The 18404-nt window shown below is 67.3% G+C and carries 14 protein-coding genes; 10 read left to right on the plus strand and 4 right to left on the minus strand.

The window, feature by feature from the left end; translation table 11 throughout:
• The first annotated feature begins 1 nt into the window (after position 1).
• The 5 genes from DPV79_RS32765 to DPV79_RS32790 all read left to right on the plus strand — a co-directional run bounded on the left by DPV79_RS32765 (position 2) and on the right by DPV79_RS32790 (position 6600).
• A complete protein-coding gene (locus tag DPV79_RS32765) occupies positions 2 to 952 on the plus strand; it encodes a glycosyltransferase family 2 protein (protein ID WP_021162575.1) in 951 nt (316 codons plus the stop codon).
• An 8-nt stretch (positions 953 to 960) separates the two neighbouring features.
• Positions 961 to 2811 (plus strand): efflux transporter outer membrane subunit, encoded by a 1851-nt coding sequence (locus DPV79_RS32770; RefSeq protein WP_113047399.1) that lies wholly within the window; start codon positions 961 to 963, stop codon positions 2809 to 2811.
• Entirely contained in the window at positions 2811 to 4001 is a 1191-nt protein-coding gene (locus DPV79_RS32775; protein ID WP_021160621.1) for an HlyD/EmrA/EmrK family protein, read from the plus strand. The genes DPV79_RS32770 and DPV79_RS32775 overlap by 1 nt, the downstream gene beginning before the upstream one ends.
• A 255-nt stretch (positions 4002 to 4256) precedes the next feature.
• Positions 4257 to 5453, plus strand: coding sequence for a formaldehyde dehydrogenase, glutathione-independent (gene fdhA / locus DPV79_RS32785; RefSeq protein WP_027789739.1), 1197 nt, complete (start codon positions 4257 to 4259; stop codon positions 5451 to 5453).
• 232 nt (positions 5454 to 5685) lie between these two features.
• Positions 5686 to 6600, plus strand: coding sequence for a LysR substrate-binding domain-containing protein (locus DPV79_RS32790; RefSeq protein ID WP_113047400.1), 915 nt, complete (start codon positions 5686 to 5688; stop codon positions 6598 to 6600).
• On the opposite strand, the gene DPV79_RS32795 is transcribed toward DPV79_RS32790, so the two are convergent.
• The 3 genes from DPV79_RS32795 to DPV79_RS32805 form a co-directional block, all read right to left on the minus strand.
• Positions 6589 to 7476, minus strand: a complete 888-nt coding sequence (locus DPV79_RS32795) for a DMT family transporter (protein ID WP_059489587.1) — start codon at positions 7474 to 7476, stop codon at positions 6589 to 6591. The genes DPV79_RS32790 and DPV79_RS32795 overlap by 12 nt on opposite strands.
• 170 nt (positions 7477 to 7646) lie before the next feature.
• On the minus strand, positions 7647 to 8417 hold the full coding sequence (locus tag DPV79_RS32800; RefSeq protein ID WP_113047401.1) for a hypothetical protein: 771 nt from the start codon (positions 8415 to 8417) through the stop codon (positions 7647 to 7649).
• Between the two features lie 264 nt (positions 8418 to 8681).
• Positions 8682 to 10103, minus strand: coding sequence for an aminotransferase-like domain-containing protein (locus DPV79_RS32805; protein ID WP_113047402.1), 1422 nt, complete (start codon positions 10101 to 10103; stop codon positions 8682 to 8684).
• Positions 10104 to 10373: 270 nt separating this feature from the next.
• On the opposite strand from DPV79_RS32805, the gene DPV79_RS32810 reads away from it, so the two are divergent.
• The gene (locus tag DPV79_RS32810; protein WP_113047403.1) at positions 10374 to 11786 is read left to right on the plus strand and encodes a discoidin domain-containing protein; all 1413 of its coding nucleotides are present in this window, start codon (positions 10374 to 10376) and stop codon (positions 11784 to 11786) included.
• 59 nt (positions 11787 to 11845) lie between these two features.
• Here DPV79_RS32810 and DPV79_RS32815 read toward each other — a convergent pair whose 3' ends face one another.
• Positions 11846 to 12871 (minus strand): GlxA family transcriptional regulator, encoded by a 1026-nt coding sequence (locus tag DPV79_RS32815; RefSeq protein WP_042975715.1) that lies wholly within the window; start codon positions 12869 to 12871, stop codon positions 11846 to 11848.
• Between the two features lie 445 nt (positions 12872 to 13316).
• Here DPV79_RS32815 and DPV79_RS32825 point away from each other — a divergent pair, with 445 nt between their 5' ends.
• The 4 genes from DPV79_RS32825 (at position 13317) to DPV79_RS32840 (ending at position 18402) form a co-directional block, all read left to right on the plus strand.
• Positions 13317 to 14591 (plus strand): serine hydroxymethyltransferase, encoded by a 1275-nt coding sequence (locus DPV79_RS32825; protein ID WP_048026434.1) that lies wholly within the window; start codon positions 13317 to 13319, stop codon positions 14589 to 14591.
• Positions 14592 to 14622: 31 nt separating this feature from the next.
• A complete protein-coding gene (locus DPV79_RS32830) occupies positions 14623 to 15594 on the plus strand; it encodes a dipeptidase (protein WP_027789731.1) in 972 nt (323 codons plus the stop codon).
• A 142-nt stretch (positions 15595 to 15736) separates the two neighbouring features.
• Complete coding sequence (locus DPV79_RS32835) at positions 15737 to 16270, plus strand: DUF5943 domain-containing protein (RefSeq protein WP_021160632.1); 534 nt, start codon at positions 15737 to 15739, stop codon at positions 16268 to 16270.
• A 68-nt stretch (positions 16271 to 16338) separates the two neighbouring features.
• Complete coding sequence (locus DPV79_RS32840) at positions 16339 to 18402, plus strand: NADH:flavin oxidoreductase (protein WP_021160633.1); 2064 nt, start codon at positions 16339 to 16341, stop codon at positions 18400 to 18402.
• Positions 18403 to 18404 lie beyond the last annotated feature (2 nt).

Consider the following 18404-nt stretch of genomic DNA (forward strand, 5'->3'; position numbering starts at 1 on the left):
CATGACGACACTCGGCGCACTCGTGATCCTGTATCACCCGAGCGACGCGCAGCTCGACGCGCTCGGCACCTGGCGGCACGCGTGCGATGCGCTGCTCGTCGTCGACAACACGCCGCAGCCCGATGCGCGGGCGCGCGCGCTGTGCGATAGGGAAGGCATCGCGCTGCTGCATCACGGCAATCGCGGCGGCATAGCCGGCGCGTACAACGCGGGCCTCGCGGCGCTGTTTCGCGACCGCGTCGATGCCGTCGCGCTGTTCGACCAGGATTCGTCCGTGCCCGCCGCGTATTTCCCCGCGATGCGCGACGTCTGCGCAGGGCTCGCGGGGCGCGCGTTCCTGGCCGGCCCGCGCATTTTCGACGAGAACGCGCGCAGTTTCCTGCCCGAACTCTCGACCAACGGGATCGGGCTGCGCCGCTTGCGCATCGAGCCGGGCGCGTCGCTGCAGCGTTGCGCGTTCCTGATCTCGTCGGGCTGCGTCGTGTCGCGCGATGCGTTCGACGTGCTCGGCCGCTTCGACGAGACGCTGTTCATCGATCACGTCGACACCGAGTACAGCTTCCGCGCACTGGCGCGCAACGTGCCGCTTTATGTCGTGCCGTCGCTGGTGCTGCCGCACCGGATCGGCGCGAAGCAGCGCCACGCGATCGGCCCGTTCGAAATGACGTCGATGAATCACTCGTGGCAACGGCGCTACTACAGCGCACGCAATGCGGTGCAGCTCGGGATGCAGTACGGGCTGCGTTTTCCGGTGGCGATCGTGCCGAACCTGCTGACCGTGTGGCAGGTCGTGCAGATCGCGCTCGTCGAACGCGACAAGCGCGCGAAGCTCGCCGGCATCCTGTTCGGTATCGCGGACGGCCTGTTCGGCCGGCTCGGCCCGCTCGAGCGCACGCGGCCGCGGCTGGCCGAGCGTGCGCGGCGCGTCGAGCAGCGCATTCAGCAGGGATGAGGAGCGAGATGCGGCGGGTGAAACAAGCGGCGGGTTGGGCGCATCGCATGAAGGGCGGCGCGGCGATCGGTGCCGCGGCGGTGTCGCTGGCATTGGGCGGATGCGTGCCGACGGGCTTCCTGCCGTCGCTGTCGTTGCACGCGCCGGCCGACGATGCGCTCGCGCAGACGGCCGGCCCCGGCGTGAACGGCGCATGGCCCGCGCCCGACTGGGTGAAGCAGTTGCAGGATCCGCAGCTCGACGCGCTGGTCGCCGAGGCTTCGCAGAACAACCCCGACCTGCAGGTTGCGCAGGCGCGGCTGCGGATCGCGCAGGCGCAGCTTCAGCAGTTCGATTCGTTGACGGGGCTGACGGGCACGGCCGGCGCAACGGTCAGCCGCGCACGGATGCCGAAGCCGGGCGACGACGTCGCCAACGTGTCGGTCGGCGGCTACCGCGTGCCGGTCGAGATCTTCGGCGATCCGAACGTATCGCCGTCGTCGGTGTTCGTCGGGCTCAACTACCAGCTCGACCTGTGGGGCAAGAACCGCGCCGCGACGAAGAGCCTGATGTCGCTGCGTGAAGCGGCGCGGGTCGAGGCCGAACAGGTGCGGCTCACGCTGGCGGTCGCGATCGTCACCGTGTACTGCCAGCTCGACCAGGCGTATGCGATGCGGGAACTGCTGCAGCAGAAGCTGAAGGTGAGCCAGCGCGTGACGACCGTGCTGCGCGAGCGCACCGCGCGCGGGCTCGACAACGCATACGACGCGAGCGATGCCTCGATCAAGCGCAGCAAGCTGCTCGCGCAGATCGCGCAGAACGACGAGCAGATCAAGCTCGCGCAACTGCAGCTCGGCGTGCTGTCGGGCCGCGGCCCGGAGCGCGGGCTCGCGCTGCAGCGGCCGCGCGTCGGCGCATTTGCCGGCGGCGCGCTGCCCGCGCGGCTGCCGGCCGGTCTCCTCGGCCGCCGGCCCGACATCGTCGCCGCGCGGTTGCGCGTCGAAGCCGCGTTCGCGAATGCCGATTCGACGCGCGCGCAGTTCTATCCGGACGTGAACCTCGTCGCGCTCGGCGGCGTGTTCGCGCTGACGCCCGCGTCGCTGTTCTCGCGCGACGCGCTCGCCGGTTCGGTCGGCCCGGCGATCTCGCTGCCGGTCTTCGATCGCGGCCGGCTGAAGGCGAAGCTCGGTGCGGACGTCGCGCAGGCCGACGTGGCGATCGGGCTGTACAACAAGACCGTCGACGACGCGCTCGGGCAGGTCGCGCAGCTCGTCACGTCGCTGCAGACGTCGCAGACGCTCGTCGCGCAGCAGCAGGATGCGGTCGCGGCCGCGCAAAAGATCGTGCAGATCGCGACCGACCGCCATCGGCGCGGCGTGCTGATGCAGAAGGACGTGGATGTCGCAGATCTCACGCTGATCGACGAGCGCGCGCAGTTGATCGCGCTGCTCGGCCGGCAGCGCACGCTGCGTGTCGGGCTGGTCGGTGCGTTGGGCGGCGGGTTCGATGCGGGCGCGACGGTCGCGCAGGCGCCGGCCGCGCATCGGGCGCGTAGCGGGGCGGCGAAGCGAGGTGCGTCGACCGTCGCACCCGCTGCGACCGCCACGACCGCATCCGCCGCGAACGCGGGCACATCGGCGGCGGGGCCGTCGGCCGATGCGCGTGCGCGGAGCGTGGCCGTCTCGCAGGTCGTCGCCGCGTCGGATATCGGGGCCGCACGACGCGACGACGCGGCACGCACGCCGGCCGTCGGCGCGACGCCCCGCGGCACCTCCGTTCCCGCGCGCACGGCGGCCGCGACTCCGGCGCCGAGCCTGCCGGTCATGCCGCCGATCCCCCTGTTCCAGCACGATCGTCTGATCGTTACGCAAAGCGACTGATGCACCACGACAACCTACATACCGCCGCGCCGCCGGCCGCACTGAACGATCCTGCACTCGACGCGCGCCGCGCGACGCGTCGCAAGCGCTTCATCGTGTTCTTCGCGGTCGTGCTGGTGGCCGCGCTTGCATGGATCGCATACTGGTTGCTGAGCGATCGTTATTACGAAGACACCGACGATGCGTACGTGGCCGGCAGCATCGTGCAGGTCGCCGCGCAGATCCCGGGATCGGTGACCGACGTCGTGGTCGCCGATACGCAGGCCGTGCGCGCCGGCCAGACGCTCGTGAAGCTCGACGACACCGAGGCGTCCGTCGCGTTCGCGCAGGCGAAGGCGCAGCTCGCACAGGCCGTGCGGCAGGTCGCGAACGCGAAGATCTCGAACACGATGTACGTCGAGGCCGTGAACGCGCGGCGCGCCGACCTGTCGCTCGCGCAGCGTGCGTTTGCCGCGCGCTCCGGTGCATCGGTCGAGATCGTCGCGCCCGAGGAACTCGCACGTGCCCGGGCGGCGGTCGCCGGTGCGCAGGCGAATCTCGCGGCCGCGCAGGCGCAGCTCGACGCGGCGCGCGCGCTCGGCACCAGGCTGCCCGTCGACGAAAACCCGGCCGTCGTGCAGGCGGCCGCGCAGTTCAAGCTCGCGTACCGCAACCTGAAGCGCACGACGATCGTCGCGCCCGTCGACGGCACGATCGGGCAGCGTTCGGTGCAGGTCGGCCAGCAGGTCGGGCCCGGCGTGCCGCTGATGTCGATCGTGCAGCTCAACCAGCTGTGGATCGAGGCGAATTTCAAGGAAGGGCAGATTCGCCACATGCGCATCGGGCAGCCGGTCGAGGTCGTGTCGGATCTCTACGGCTCGCGCGTGACCTATCGCGGCCGTGTGCAGGGCTTCTCGGCGGGTACGGGCAGCGCGTTCTCGATGCTGCCGTCGCAGAACGCGGCCGGCAACTGGATCAAGGTCGTGCAGCGCGTGCCGGTCGTCATTGCGCTCGAGCCGCGCGATCTCGCCGCGCATCCGCTGCGCGTCGGGCTGTCGATGCGCGCGACGGTCGACACGCACGACCGCAACGGCCACGCGCTCGACAGCGAGCCGCCGACGCCGGCCGTCAGCACGCGCGTGCACGACGGGGTGGCGAGCGACGCGGAAGCGGCGGCGGCCGCGATCATTCGCGAGAATCAGGGCGGGTAGCGCCTGCCCGGGAGAGGGGCGGCCGATCGCGACGACCGGCCCGCCCCCCGCGCGTCACGCCGCCCGCGAAACCTTTCCATCGTTTCCCGCCCGACTTTCGCATTTCCGCCATCGATGTCGGCGCCGTTCAAACGCGTGTCGCGTTTGAGACATCGGCGCCCCTGCCTCCGGGACTACTCTCGAACAGCACGTTGCGCGTGCGCCGGATGGCGCCGGCGCGCCGCGGCGCCACCAACGAGACATGGAGACAATACGATGAGCAGCAATCGAGGTGTCGTCTATCTTGGACCGGGCCAGGTCGAAGTCCAGAAAATCGATTATCCGAAGATGGTCGATCCGAGCGGCCGCGCGATCGGCCACGGTGTGATCCTGAAAGTGGTCAGCACGAACATCTGCGGTTCCGACCAGCACATGGTGCGCGGCCGCACGACCGCGCCGGTCGGCCTCGTGCTCGGTCACGAAATCACGGGCGAGGTGGTCGAGATCGGCCGCGACGTCGAAACGCTGAAGCTCGGCGATCTCGTGTCGGTGCCGTTCAACGTCGCTTGCGGCCGCTGCGCGATGTGCAAGGACACGCATACGGGCGTGTGCCTGAACGTGAACCCGTCGCGTGCCGGCGGCGCCTATGGCTACGTCGACATGGGCGGCTGGATCGGCGGCCAGGCCGAGTACGTGCTCGTGCCGTATGCCGATTTCAACCTGCTGAAATTCCCCGACCGCGACCAGGCGATGGCGAAGATCCGCGACCTGACCTGCCTGTCCGACATTCTGCCGACCGGCTATCACGGCGCGGTGAGCGCGGGCGTGAAGCCGGGCTCGACGGTCTATATCGCGGGCGCGGGCCCGGTCGGGATGGCGGCGGCCGCATCGGCACGCCTGCTCGGCGCGGCCGTGACGATCGTCGGCGACATGAACGCGGAACGCCTCGCGCACGCGAAGGCGATGGGTTTCGAGACGGTCGATCTGTCGAAGGACGCGTCGCTCGGCGAGCAGATCGAGCAGATTCTCGGCGTGCCCGAGATCGACTGCGCGGTCGACTGCGTCGGCTTCGAGGCGCACGGCCACGGCTCGTCGGGCCACGCGGAAGAGGCACCGGCCACGGTGCTGAACTCGCTGATGGAAATCACGCGGCCGGCCGGCGCAATCGGCATCCCGGGCCTGTACGTGACGGACGATCCGGGCGCGAAGGACAAGGCCGCGCAGCACGGCAGCCTGAGCATCCGCTTCGGCCTCGGCTGGGCGAAGTCGCACTCGTTCTTCACGGGCCAGACGCCGGTGCTGAAGTACAACCGCAACCTGATGCAGGCGATCCTGTTCGACCGTCTGCCGATCGCGAAGATCGTCAACGTCGAAGTGATTTCGCTCGACCAGGCGCCGGAAGGCTACAAGAAGTTCGACGGCGGCGCACCGCGCAAATTCGTCATCGACCCGCACGGGTTGCTGGCGGCGTGACGCGCTAGCGTTCGACGCGCGCAGCGCGTCACGCAAAACGGGCGGCACCGGAAACGGGTCGCCCGTTTTTGCTGAGGAAGCACGGGGAAGGGCAGGTTGCGCGCGGGTAGCGCGTGGGTATCGCGCCGGCCGGAACGCTTGCGCACCGCCGATCCCGGCCGCACGGAATTGCTGCGATAATCGTCGCCCGTTCCCGACCCATCGCCGCCGCCGCCCGGCGCCGCATCCACGAATGGCCAAGTCACTTCCCCTCGCCGCGTTGCACACGTTCGTCGAAGTGGCGCGCTGCGGCAGCATGAAGCAGGCGGCCGAGCAGCTCTGCATTTCGCCGGGCGCCGTCAGCCAGCACGTCCGCAATCTCGAGGATCGCCTTGCCGTGCGCCTGTTCGAGCGCACCGGCCGCGAGCTCGAGCTGACCGGCACGGGCCGCGCGCTGTTCGATCAGCTCGCCGGCGGCTTCAACGAGATCGAGGCCGCGTGGGCGAACGTGCACGGTGCCCATCGGCGCATCGTCCGCCTCGCCGTGACGACCACCGCCTCCTTCGCGAACACGTGGCTCGTGCAGCGCCTCGGCGCGTTCAATGCCGCATACCCCGAAATCGAAATCACCGTCGAAACACGCGCGCAACTGGTCGACCTGCGTCGCGACTATGTCGACGTCGCGATCCGGCACGGGTTGGGCCATTATCCCGGGCACGCATCGTTCCGCATCTGGACACCCGAGCTGTGGCCCGTCTGCAGCCCGCAACTGCTCGATCCCGCGCGCCCGATCGCCACGCCGGCCGACTGCCTGTCGTATCCGCTGCTGCAGGACGCGGACCGCGCCGACTGGGCGCTGTGGCTGCGCGCGCAGGGAATCGAGGATGCCCGTGCGCCGCGCGGCGCGAGCTTCAGCGAGGATGCGCTGCTGATCAAGGCGGCGGTCGCCGGGCAGGGCATCGCGCTGGTGCGCGACATCTATGCGCGGGACGAAGTCGCGGCCGGCCGGCTGGTGCGCGTGCTCGCACGGCCCTGGCCGACCGAACTGTCCTATTACGTCGTGTGCAGCGAAGCGCGCCGGCACGAGTGGAAGATCGCCGCGTTTCGCGACTGGCTCGCGAGCGAGATCGGCAGTGGCGACGACGGCCCGCGCGATCTACTGGCGTGACCCGCGCACGGCGGCGGTTGCGAACCCCTTGAGCTTGCCGGTCGCGAGTGCGGTGCCGAGCAGGATGATCGCGCAGCCGGCGACCGTCTGCACGGTGATCGTCTCGTGCAGGAAGATCGCGCCCCATACGACACCGAAGATCGGGATCAGGAACGTGACCGACGCCGCATATTGCGCGCCCGCATTGCGGATCAGCCCGAAATACAGCAGGTAGGCGACGGCCGTGCAGATCGCGCCGAGCAGCACCACCGCGATCCACGCGGACGCGTGAACGGGGCCGTGCGGCCACATCGGCAGCGCGAGCGGCACGAGTGCGACCGCCGCGAACAACTGGCTGCCGAACGCCGACACGAACGGCCTGACATTCGCCAGCTTGCGCTTCGAGTAATGCGCGGCGAACCCATACGACAGCGTCGCGAGCATCGCGGCGGCGATCGCGCGCGGTGCGCCGGGCGTGCCGGCGCCGACCGCGGAACCGGCGAGCACGACGACACCGGCAAAGCCCAGCGCGAGGCCGATCGCCTGGGGTCTCGTCAGCGGTGTACGCAGCCATGCGAATGCGACGATCGCGGTCCACAACGGCGTCGTCGCATTCAGGATCGAATCGGTGCCGGCCGTCACGAACAGCGCCGCGTAGGTCAGCAGGCAGAACGGCAGCGCCGAGTTCGCGATGCCGACGACGAACAGCGGCACGACGTGCGAGCGGAATTCCTGTCGCGCTTGCGCGTTGCGCAGCACCGGCGACAACAGCACGGCCGCGATCGCGACGCGCAGTGCGATCAGCGGGACCACGCCGAATTCCGGTGCACCCATGCGCATGAACAGGAAGGACGCGCCCCAGATGGCAGCAAGGGTCACGAGCTGTAGTGCATTCATCGACGGCTCCGTTCGGTGGATCGGGTGTGCGGCCGGAACGCGATACGCGCCGGCGCGGGCGAATGACCCATTGAACGTCACGCATGCGTCGCGGCGCAAACGAGGTTTTGCGAGGGGCGGTTTAGAAAAATGAATCGACGCGAGCGCGTGCACGGATTGCGCGTACGCGCTCAGTGGCCGCGATAGAGCTGGGCGAGTTGCGTATTGCTGGCGGTGGTGGTGCGTCGCGCACGCGCGGTGTGTGCGGTGTGCGCGCTCACTCGGTGGAAAACGCGGGCGCGATGCGCGGCATTGCGACCGGCTTTCAGGTCGGCCACCCGAACCGTGGCGGCGGCATGCGGCCGATCGGGTGCACGGTTGGCCGGCGCGGCGCGCGCGACTGTGGTTCGTCCGGCAGCTTCGCCGACATCCGGGCTGCGCTGTCGCGCGGCCGCCACCTGGGTTCCGTCAGTCGAATGAAACGGATAGGCGGGCGCCGGCAGGACCGGCAGCTCGGGATCGTTCGACACGTACGCACCCGCATCGCTTGCCGTCGCGCCCGATATGTTCGTGCCGCGACAGACCGGATCGGCATTGCACGTCCGGTCGACCATCACGTAGCCGCCGACCAGCAGCACGAGCGTCAGGATGCTCAGGATCGGCGCGCTCGATGCGCGCGGCCGCCGGGATGCCGCGTTGCGAAGCGTCCGCGTGACGCGCGACGACCACGTATCGAAGCGCTGCACCGCGTGCGTGGTGCGTGCGTCGTCCGGCGTGCGGCGAACCGGATCGAACGGCCAGTCCCACTGGCCGCAAACGGGGCAGTACTCGAGCGCGCGGAAGGCCACGAAGCCGCATTCCCTGCAGCGGCAGCGGGCAGTGCGCCGCGCGTCGGCTCGTGCGTTCAGGATCGCGCGCCAGTCGTCGCGTGCGCGGGACGTCCGATTGGGCAGGACTCGCATCGCCGGAAGCGGGCAGGCGCCGTCAACGAGGCGAACGTTCGCCGGTCGACATGACGCTGTGCTGCAAGGCAACCGATCGGCCCGAGCCGGAATCCGGCGGCCCGTGCGTTGCCGACGGTCGTGCACATGCGCTGCTCATGGGATTCTCCGTGACGTCGGGTGGGCGGAGCACGTTCTTCCGCGGTTACCTTCCGCTTCATTCTTGGCTGCCTGCGCGTGAAACGCAATGCGCAAAAAGGAGCATCGCGACGTGCACGTTTCGTGCTATCCGTCCTGCCGCTGCCGGGCCGCGAGCGTCCCGATGGTCTCCATCGCGTGCTCGACGGCCGGTGTCCACGGCCGGCCGTAATTGAGCCGAAGAAAGCGGCGGAATCCGCCGGTTGCGGAAAAGATCGGCCCCGGCGCGATGCTGACGCCGTTTTCCATCGCATCGTCGAACAGGTGCATCGCATCGACGCGCGGCGGCAGTTCGATCCACAGGAAATACCCGCCGCGCGGCGCGAACACTTCGGTGCCGTCCGGAAAATACGTCTGCACGGCCGCCAGCATCTGCGCCTGGTGCGCGGCGAGATTGCGGCGCAGCTTGCGCAGGAAGCGGTCGTACGCACCGTCGCGCAGGTAGTTCGAAAGCGCCATCTGCGCGGGCACGTCGGCCGCCGGCGCGCTCACGCCTCTTGCCTGACGGATCTGCCGCACGTAGCGTCCGGCCGCGACCCAGCCGATCCGGAACCCGGGCGCGAGGCATTTCGAGAACGAACCGCAATGCAGGACGAGCCCGCTGTCGTCATACAGTTTGGCCGGGCGCGTGGGTGCCGTTCCGAAATGCAGCTCGCCATAGACGTCATCCTCGATCAGCGGTACGCCGCGCGCCGTGAGCAGGTCGATCAGCTCGCGCTTGCGCTCGTCGGTCAGCGTCGCGCCGGTCGGGTTGTGGAACGACGTCATGAACCAGCATGCCCGCACCGGATGCGTGTCGAGCGCCGTTTCGAGCGCATCGAGATCGAGGCCGGTGCGCGGGTCGACCGGAATCTCGACGGCCTTCAGGTGCAGGCGCTGCACGGCCTCGAGGGCCGCGTGGAATGCCGGTCGCTCGATCGCGACGATATCGCCCGGGCGGGTCAGTGCCTGCAGGCTGAGCGTCAGCGCTTCGAGCGCGCCGGTCGTGATGACGATCTCGTCCATCGGCAACGCCGCGCCTGCGTTCAGGTAGCGCAGCGCGATCTGGCGGCGCAGCGTGTCATAGCCGGGCGGCAAGCCGGACAGCAGCGCCGTGCGATCCATGTTGCGGGCCGCCGACGCCATCGCGCGCCACAGGCTGCTCATCGGGAACAGGGAATAACTGGCGAAGGCCGAGCCGAGCGGAACGATCTCGTCGCGTTTGAGCGAGTCGAGCAGGCGGAACAGCACATCGTCGCCGCCGGTTGGCTCGGCGGCCGGCTTGCGCGGCGGATCGCGGGCGAACCGCACGTGCTTGTCTTCGAGGTTCGCAACGAAATAACCGGATCGCGCCCGCGCGACGATCAGGCCCTCGCCTTCGAGCGCGTAATACGCGCGAAACACGGTGGACGGGCTCACGCCATACACGCGGCAGGCCATGCGCACGGTGGGGATGCGCGCACCGGGCGGCAGGTCGCCGCGGTGGATTGCGTCGGCGATCGTTCGTGCGAGCACAGCGTATCGCTTCATGCCAGCCCTCCGCCCGATCGGGGCCTTGCCGAAAAAAGAGTAGCACGGCACCCGTCGCGTGCAAGCGCGCCCCCAATTGCTGATCCGCATGTTTTTGTCGGGCTCTGATTCTTTTCTTTCGTCTGACAAGCCGGCATGCTCTCGAGCAATCCGCGTTCCCGATGTCCGACCGACCGGAATCGACGCTGCCCGACGGCGGACTCCTGGCCCGCGCACATCCTGCGCGGGATCTTTTCTGCGGCGTCACAACCTTGCCCGGAAACATTCAGCGTGAAATTGAAGACTCTCGTCGCCGGCCTCGCGGCCGGCATCGCCCTCAACCTGTCGAGCGGCATCGCAACGGCCGCCTGCATCAGCAATCCCCCCGCCCAGCCGAACGCGACGTTCCCCGCCGCACTGACCGGCAAGCTCGTCTATCACAGCTACGTGAAGTACGGCGACGGCACGAGCCAGCTGTTCCTCTACGACTTCTCGGCCCATACGCTGACGCAACTGAGCAAGAGCACGTGGGGTATCACCGATCCGATGAACGGCGTGTTCAGCCCCGACGGCAAGTGGCTCGCGTTCATGGGCATCAGCAACGGCGCATGGAACGTGTTCATGCTGCAGCTCGGCGCCGGCACGCCGCCCGTCAACCTGACGAACAGCACCGGTGCCACGCGCAACGAGGATCCGAAGTTCAGCGCCGACGGCAAGACGCTTGTGTTCAAGCAGAACGGTGACGTCAAGCAGGCGACGCTGTCGTACACGAGCGCGGGCCCGGTGTTCACGTCGCTCGTGAGCCTGACGAACGCGCCGGCCGGCGCCGAGTATTCGATGCCGTATCTCGCGCCCGATTCGAGCGCCGTGTACTACGCGACGGGCACCGGCGCGAACATGGGGCTGATGAAGCGCACGCTCGCGACCGGCGCGACCGCGACGTTCGACAATCCGGCCGGGCTGCAGACGTACTACCCGATCGTGCGTGCGGACGGCATGGTGTTCTACGCGCGCTGGAAAGACAGCGGCCAGGCCGACCAGATCTATACGAAAACCGCCGACCCGGCATCGACGCCGAACGCGTTGCCGATCAACGACTGCGTGAGCAACAACTCGGATCCGGCTCCGGTGAACGGCACGAACTACGTGTTCTTCTCGTCGACGACGGCGGGCGGTTATCAGCTCTACGTCGGTGACGTGACGACCGGCCAGCGCTGGAGCCTGTCGCAATTCGGCGTGAATGCCGACACGACGAAGGCCAAGCTCGGGGCGAGCTATTACGGCGGCCCGGCCGGCGCGCAGCCGGTGCTGCTGTCGCAGGGGCATCCGGCCGCTGCATCGGCGAGCTACAACGCGTCGCTCACGCCGGACAAGGCGTTCGACGGCAACACCACGGGCACGCGCTGGGATTCGCCGGAAGGCGCCGGTGCCGGTTCGCAATGGATCTCCGTGGATCTCGGCGCGGTGAAGCGCATCGATCACGTCGATCTGTACTGGGATGCGGGCGCGCTCGTTTATCAGATCCAGACGTCGAACGACAACGTCAACTGGACGACGATCTATTCGACGAGCAACGGCGGTACATATACCCACGTCACGCTGCCGAATCTCAACGGCAGCGGTCGTTACGTGCGGATGCTCGGCACGAAACGCGCAACGCAGTGGGGTTACTCGCTGTACGAAATGCAGGTGTGGGGATCGTAAGCGCAAGAAAAAAACGGCCTTTGAGGCCGTTTTTTTTCATGCATCAATCACAGCGACGCTCACGCGTGCAGCACGTGCGCCGGAAAGGCGGGGCTGGCGCTCGCCGCACCTTGCGCGAGCGGCGCGACCTGCTTGCGGCGTTCGCGGGTCGGCGCGACGCCGAACGCGTCGCGATAGCTCTTGCTGAAATGGCACGCCGACTGGAACCCGCACGCCATCGTGATGTGCATGATCGACATGTCGGTCTGCAGCAGCAGTTCGCGCGCGCGGCGCAGCCGCAGCGTCAGGTAGTAGTGCGTCGGCGTCATGCCGAGGTGTTCGCGGAACAGGCGCTGCAGTTGCCGCTGCGACATGTTCGCGAGCCGCGCGAGCTCCTCGCGCGACAGCGGCTCCTCGATGTTGTTCTCCATCAGCGAGATCACTTCGAACAGCGACTTGTTCGCCGAGCCGAGGCGCGCGACGAGCGGCATGCGCTGCTGCGCGCTCGTGTCGCGCACGTGTTCGACGATGAACTGCTCGGCGATCTGCGTGACGCGCGCGGTGCCCACGCGCGCGGCGATCAGGTTCAGCATCATGTCGAGCGGCGCGACGCCGCCCGTGCACGTGATGCGGTCACGGTCGATCACGAACAGTTCCTTCAGGAAGCGCGTATCCGGAAACTCCTCCTTCAGCGCCGACATGTTCTCCCAGTGGATCGCGCATGCGTAGCCCGCGAGCAGCCCCGACTTCGCGAGCGCATAGGTGCCCGTGCACAGGCTGCCGAGCGGAATGCCCGCGCGTGCGAAGCGGCGCAGCGTCGACAGATGGGCGGGCGTGGTCGCGCGTTGCACGTCGACGCCGCCGCACACGAACACGATGTCGGGCTGCCCCACGCATTCGGCCGGGCCCGTATCGACCGTCAGTCCGTTGCTCGCGGTGACCGGGCCGCCTTCCGGGCTGATGACCGACCAGCGGTAGAGCGGCTGGCCGCTCAGGTAGTTCGCCATCCGAAGCACCTCGATCGCATTGGTGAACGCGATCATCGTGAAATTCGGTAACGGCATGAACGCGAAGTGGGACAGCGACGCTGTGCGGTCGGGGGACATGGGGAGCTTCCTGAAATCTCTAATAGCTATAGGCCCGGGGCACGGATCGGGCTGCGGTATTGTGTGAGCCAGCGCAACAAGCGTGCCATACGGCTAAACCCTAGCTCCATACGTTGTATGGCTGAAAGCCGCATGCTGCACTGCACCGTATTCGTGACGGAGTGCACCCCGACCGGGCGGCAATCGCACCGCCGGCGTGCCTGTTCATAGGTGAACCGTCGACGGCGATTTGCTTGGTCATCCGAAAAAGCACGACCGGTCACTTGTATAAAACGGACGCGGATGGCGGAAAAGGCAAAGAACGCGTCTAAATTCATCAATCCGCCGAAAATCCGAACGACAAGAATAGAGCCGTCGGCAGCCTTGTACGGGACGAGCGGGAAACCCAGGCAGGGCGGGCCTTGAGCTTCGGTTTCAGCCCCTTATTCTTCGTCACGGACGCACTATGTCGAACACCCAGCCTTTCTTCTCGCAGTCCCTTGCCGAGCGCGACGCGCCGGTGCGCAGCGCCATCCTGAAGGAACTCGAGCGTCAGCAGTCGCAGGTCGAGCTGATCGCGTCGGAAAACATCGTGTCGCGTGCCGTGCTCGAGGCGCAAGGCTCGGTGCTGACCAACAAGTACGCGGAAGGCTATCCCGGCAAGCGCTACTACGGTGGCTGCGAGTTCGCGGACGAAGTCGAGGCGCTGGCGATCGAGCGCGTCAAGCAGATCTTCAATGCCGGTTATGCGAACGTGCAGCCGCACTCGGGCGCGCAGGCGAACGGTTCGGTCATGCTCGCGCTGGCCAAGCCGGGTGACACGGTGCTCGGCATGTCGCTGGATGCCGGCGGCCACCTGACGCACGGCGCGAAGCCGGCGCTGTCGGGCAAGTGGTTCAACGCGGTCCAGTACGGCGTGAACCGCGACACGATGCTGATCGACTACGACCAGGTCGAAGCGCTCGCACACGAACACAAGCCGAACCTGATCATCGCCGGCTTCTCGGCATACCCGCGCGCGCTCGACTTCGCGCGCTTCCGCGCGATCGCCGACAGCGTCGGCGCGAAGCTGATGGTCGACATGGCGCACATCGCCGGCGTGATCGCCGCGGGCCGCCACGCGAACCCGGTCGAGCATGCGCACGTCGTCACGTCGACCACCCACAAGACGCTGCGCGGCCCGCGCGGCGGCTTCGTGCTGACCAACGACGAGGACATCGCGAAGAAGATCAACTCGGCCGTGTTCCCCGGCCTGCAGGGCGGCCCGCTGATGCACGTGATCGCCGGCAAGGCGGTGGCGTTCGGCGAAGTGCTGCATGCGGACTTCAAGACTTACATCGACAACGTGCTCGCGAACGCCCAGGCGCTCGGCGAAGTGCTGAAGGCGGGCGGCGTCGATCTCGTGACCGGCGGCACCGACAACCACCTGCTGCTGGTCGACCTGCGCCCGAAGGGCCTGAAGGGCGCGCCGGTCGAGCAGGCGCTGGAGCGTGCGGGCATCACCTGCAACAAGAACGGCATTCCGTTCGACACCGAGAAGCCGACCGTCACGTCGGGCATCCGCCTCGGCACGCCGGCCGGCACGACGCGCGGCTTCGGCGTCGCGGAGTTCCGCGAGGTGGGCCGCCTGATCCTGGAAGTGTTCGACGCGCTGCGCGCGAACCCGGAAGGCGACCACGCCACCGAACAGCGCGTGCGCCGCGAGATCTTCGCGTTGTGCGAACGCTTCCCGATCTATTGATCCGACCGACCCGACAATACTGGAGCCACTCATGGGCACGCTGCATCAAGACAGCATCATCATCGACGGTCTGAACATCTCGAAGTTCGAGAAGCCGGTGTTCGAAGACATGCGCCGCGGCGGCATCACGGCCGCGAACTGCACGGTGTCGGTCTGGGAGAACTTCACGAAGACCGTCGACAACATCGGCGTGATGAAGAAGAAGATCCGCGACAACAGCGAGCTGCTGACGCTGGTGCGCACGACGGAAGACATCTTCCGCGCGAAGAAGGAAGACAAGACCGGCGTGATCCTCGGCTTCCAGAACGCGCATGCGTTCGAGGACAACATCGGCTACATCGAGGCGTTCGCCGACATGGGCGTGCGCGTCGTGCAGCTCTGCTACAACACGCAGAACCTGGTCGGCACCGGCTGCTACGAGCGTGACGGCGGCCTGTCGGACTTCGGCCGCGAAGTGATCACCGAGATGAACCGCGTCGGCATCATGGTCGACCTGTCGCATGTGGGCGGCAACACGTCGTCGGAAGCGATCGCGTTCTCGAAGAAGCCGGTGTGCTATTCGCACTGCCTGCCGTCGGGCCTGAAGGAGCATCCGCGCAACAAGAGCGACGAACAGCTGAAGGAGATCGCCGACGCGGGCGGCTTCGTCGGCGTGACGATGTTCGCGCCGTTCCTGAAGCGCGGGATCGAGGCGAACATCGACGACTACATCGAGGCGATCGACTACGTCGTGAACCTGATCGGCGAGGACGCGGTCGGCATCGGCACGGATTTCACGCAGGACTACGCGAAGGAATTCTTCGACATGCTGACGCATGACAAGGGACGTTATCGCCAGCTGACGAACTTCGGCAAGGTGATCAACCCCGACGGCATCCGCACGATCGGCGAATTCCCGAACCTGACTGCCGCGATGGAACGCCACGGCTGGAAGGAGTCGCGCATCCGCAAGATCATGGGCGAGAACTGGGTGCGCGTGTTCAAGGACGTGTGGGGCGCGTAAGCGCTGCAAACGCCGGACCGCCTCACCCGCAGCGATTCAACAACAAAAATCGGGACGTGCCCGCGCAAGCCGCGCGGGCACGCGGACGATGTCGCGCCCGCGCATTGAGCCGCGCGACCCATTTCCTCACGGAGTCTTCACGATGCAACCGCAACTGCCGATCAACGTCGATCCCGATACCGGCGTCTGGACCACCGACGCGCTGCCGATGCTGTACGTGCCGCGCCACTTCTTCACGAACAACCACGTTGCGGTCGAGGAAGCGCTCGGCGTCGAAGCGTATGCCGAGATCCTCTACAAGGCCGGCTACAAGTCCGCTTACCACTGGTGCGACAAGGAAGCGAAGCTGCACGGCCTGACCGGCATGGCCGTGTTCGAGCACTACCTGAAGCGCCTGTCGCAGCGCGGCTGGGGCCTGTTCTCGATCATCGAGGCCGATCCGGCCAGCGCGCGCGCGAAGATCGAGCTGCGCCACTCGTCGTTCGTGCTCCAGCAGCCGGGCAAGGAAGGCAAGCTCTGCTACATGTTCGCGGGCTGGTTCGCGGGCGCGATGGACTGGGTCAACGACACGACGCCGGAAGGCAAGGGCGCGCCGCGCGCGTTCTCGAAGGAAGTGCAGTGCGCGGCCGAGCATCACGACCACTGCATCTTCGAAGTGTCGCCGATCGCGCACTGACGCATTGATTCACTGAAGCAGAACAACACCCGCAACACGAGACATTCGAACGCCAGAGGTCGCCAGCGATGCGTTATCCCCACCTGTTCAAACCCATGCAGCTGAACCAGCTGACGCTGCGCAACCGGATCGTCAGCACCGCGCATGCGGAGGTGTATGCCGAGCCGGGCGGCCTGCCGGGCGACCGCTATATCCGCTACTACGAAGAGAAGGCGAAGGGTGGCGTCGGCCTTGCGATCTGCGGCGGGTCGAGCCCGGTGTCGATCGACAGCCCGCAGGGCTGGTGGAAATCGGTGAACCTGTCGACCGACAAGATCATCGATCCGCTCACGCGTCTTGCCGACACGATGCACAAGCACGGCGCGAAGATCATGATCCAGGCGACGCACATGGGCCGCCGCTCGTCGTTCCACGGCGAGCACTGGCCGCACCTGATGTCGCCGTCGGGCGTGCGCGAACCCGTGCACCGCGGTAACGCGAAGATCATCGAGATCGAGGAAATCCGCCGCATCATCGGCGATTTCGCGGCGGCCGCGAAGCGCGTGAAGGCGGCCGGCATGGACGGCATCGAAATCTCGGCTGCCCACCAGCACCTGATCGACCAGTTCTGGAGCAAGCGTTCGAACCACCGCACCGACGAATGGGGCGGCAGCCTGGAAAACCGCCTGCGCTTCGGTATCGAAGTACTGACGGCCGTGCGCGAGGCGGTCGGCAAGGATTTCTGCGTCGGCCTGCGCATGTGCGGCGACGAATTCCACGAGGACGGCCTCGATCACGAAGCGCTGAAGGAAATCGCGCAGGCGATGTCGGAGACGGGCCTGATCGATTACCTGAGCGTGGTCGGCTCGGGCGGCGACACGCACAACACGATCGCGAACTGCATGCCGCCGATGGCACTCCCGCCGGAGCCGTTCGTGCACCTGGCGGCCGGCATCAAGTCGGTCGTGAAGATTCCGGTGATGCATGCGCAGAGCATCCGCGACGCGGGCCAGGCCGAGCGCCTGCTCGCGACCGGCATGATCGACCTGGTTGGCATGACACGCGCGCAGATCGCCGATCCGCACATGGTGATCAAGATCCGCGACGGCCGCGAAGACGAAATCAAGCAGTGCGTCGGCGCGAACTACTGCATCGACCGCCAGTACAACGGCCTCGACGTGCTGTGTATTCAAAACGCCGCGACGTCGCGCGAAGCGACGATGCCGCACATCATCGAGAAGTCGCGCGGCCCGAAACGCAAGGTCGTGGTGGTCGGCGCGGGCCCGGCGGGCCTCGAGGCGGCGCGCGTCGCGAAGCTGCGCGGCCACGACGTGGTGCTGTTCGAGAAGAACGCCGAAGTGGGCGGCCAGGTGATGATCGCCGCGAAGGCGCCGCAGCGCGAACAGATGTCGGGGATCATCCGCTGGTTCGACATGGAAACGAAGCGCCTCGGCGTCGATCGCCGCCTCGGCGTGGCCGCCGACGAGAAGATGATCATGGCCGAGAAGCCGGACATCGTCGTGCTCGCGACGGGCGGGTCGAGCTTCACGTGGCAGGTGCCGGGCTGGGGCGTGGCCGAGGGCCTCGCCGTCAGCTCGTGGGACATCCTGACCGGCAAGGTCGAGCCGAAGCAGAACGTGCTGCTGTTCGACGGCGTGAGCACGCATGCCGGCGCGGGCGTGGCCGACTTCATGGCGAGCCGCGGCTCGAAGGTCGAGGTCGTCACGCCGGACGTGAAGGTCGCCGACGATTGCGGCGGCACGACGTTCCCGATCTTCTATCGCCGGCTGTATGCGTTCGGCGTGATCCCGACGCCGAACACGATGCTCGATCGCGTCTATGAAGAGGACGGCAAGCTGATCGCCGTGCTGCGCAACGAGTACACGGAAGAACTCGAAGAGCGTGCCGTCGACCAGGTGGTGATCGAGAACGGTTCGTCGCCGAACGACGAGCTGTACTGGAAGCTCAAGCCGGAATCGGTGAACCGCGGCCAGATCGATCCGCACACGCTGTTCGCGGCCGAGCCGCAGCCGTGCCTGTCGGAAGAACTCGGCAACGGCCGTTTCCTGCTGTTCCGTGTCGGCGACTGCATCTCGATGCACAACGTCCACGGTGCGATCTACGACTCGCTGCGTCTCGTGAAGGATTTCTAAAC

Origin of the sequence: Burkholderia reimsis, assembly GCF_003294055.1 — a bacterium.
Taxonomy (GTDB): Bacteria; Pseudomonadota; Gammaproteobacteria; order Burkholderiales; family Burkholderiaceae; genus Burkholderia; species Burkholderia cepacia.

What these genes read in the sequence shown, in the direction of transcription:
- DPV79_RS32775 (WP_021160621.1), top strand. Translation starts at nt 2,811, where the DNA reads ATGCACCACGACAACCTACATACCGCCGCGCCGCCGGCCGCACTGAAC.
- DPV79_RS32770 (WP_113047399.1), top strand. Translation starts at nt 961, where the DNA reads ATGCGGCGGGTGAAACAAGCGGCGGGTTGGGCGCATCGCATGAAGGGC.
- DPV79_RS32800 (WP_113047401.1), bottom strand. Translation starts at nt 8,417, where the DNA reads ATGCGAGTCCTGCCCAATCGGACGTCCCGCGCACGCGACGACTGGCGC.
- DPV79_RS32795 (WP_059489587.1), bottom strand. Translation starts at nt 7,476, where the DNA reads ATGAATGCACTACAGCTCGTGACCCTTGCTGCCATCTGGGGCGCGTCC.
- DPV79_RS32840 (WP_021160633.1), top strand. Translation starts at nt 16,339, where the DNA reads ATGCGTTATCCCCACCTGTTCAAACCCATGCAGCTGAACCAGCTGACG.
- DPV79_RS32825 (WP_048026434.1), top strand. Translation starts at nt 13,317, where the DNA reads ATGTCGAACACCCAGCCTTTCTTCTCGCAGTCCCTTGCCGAGCGCGAC.
- DPV79_RS32830 (WP_027789731.1), top strand. Translation starts at nt 14,623, where the DNA reads ATGGGCACGCTGCATCAAGACAGCATCATCATCGACGGTCTGAACATC.
- DPV79_RS32790 (WP_113047400.1), top strand. Translation starts at nt 5,686, where the DNA reads ATGGCCAAGTCACTTCCCCTCGCCGCGTTGCACACGTTCGTCGAAGTG.
- DPV79_RS32805 (WP_113047402.1), bottom strand. Translation starts at nt 10,103, where the DNA reads ATGAAGCGATACGCTGTGCTCGCACGAACGATCGCCGACGCAATCCAC.
- DPV79_RS32815 (WP_042975715.1), bottom strand. Translation starts at nt 12,871, where the DNA reads ATGTCCCCCGACCGCACAGCGTCGCTGTCCCACTTCGCGTTCATGCCG.
- DPV79_RS32835 (WP_021160632.1), top strand. Translation starts at nt 15,737, where the DNA reads ATGCAACCGCAACTGCCGATCAACGTCGATCCCGATACCGGCGTCTGG.
- DPV79_RS32765 (WP_021162575.1), top strand. Translation starts at nt 2, where the DNA reads ATGACGACACTCGGCGCACTCGTGATCCTGTATCACCCGAGCGACGCG.
- fdhA (WP_027789739.1), top strand. Translation starts at nt 4,257, where the DNA reads ATGAGCAGCAATCGAGGTGTCGTCTATCTTGGACCGGGCCAGGTCGAA.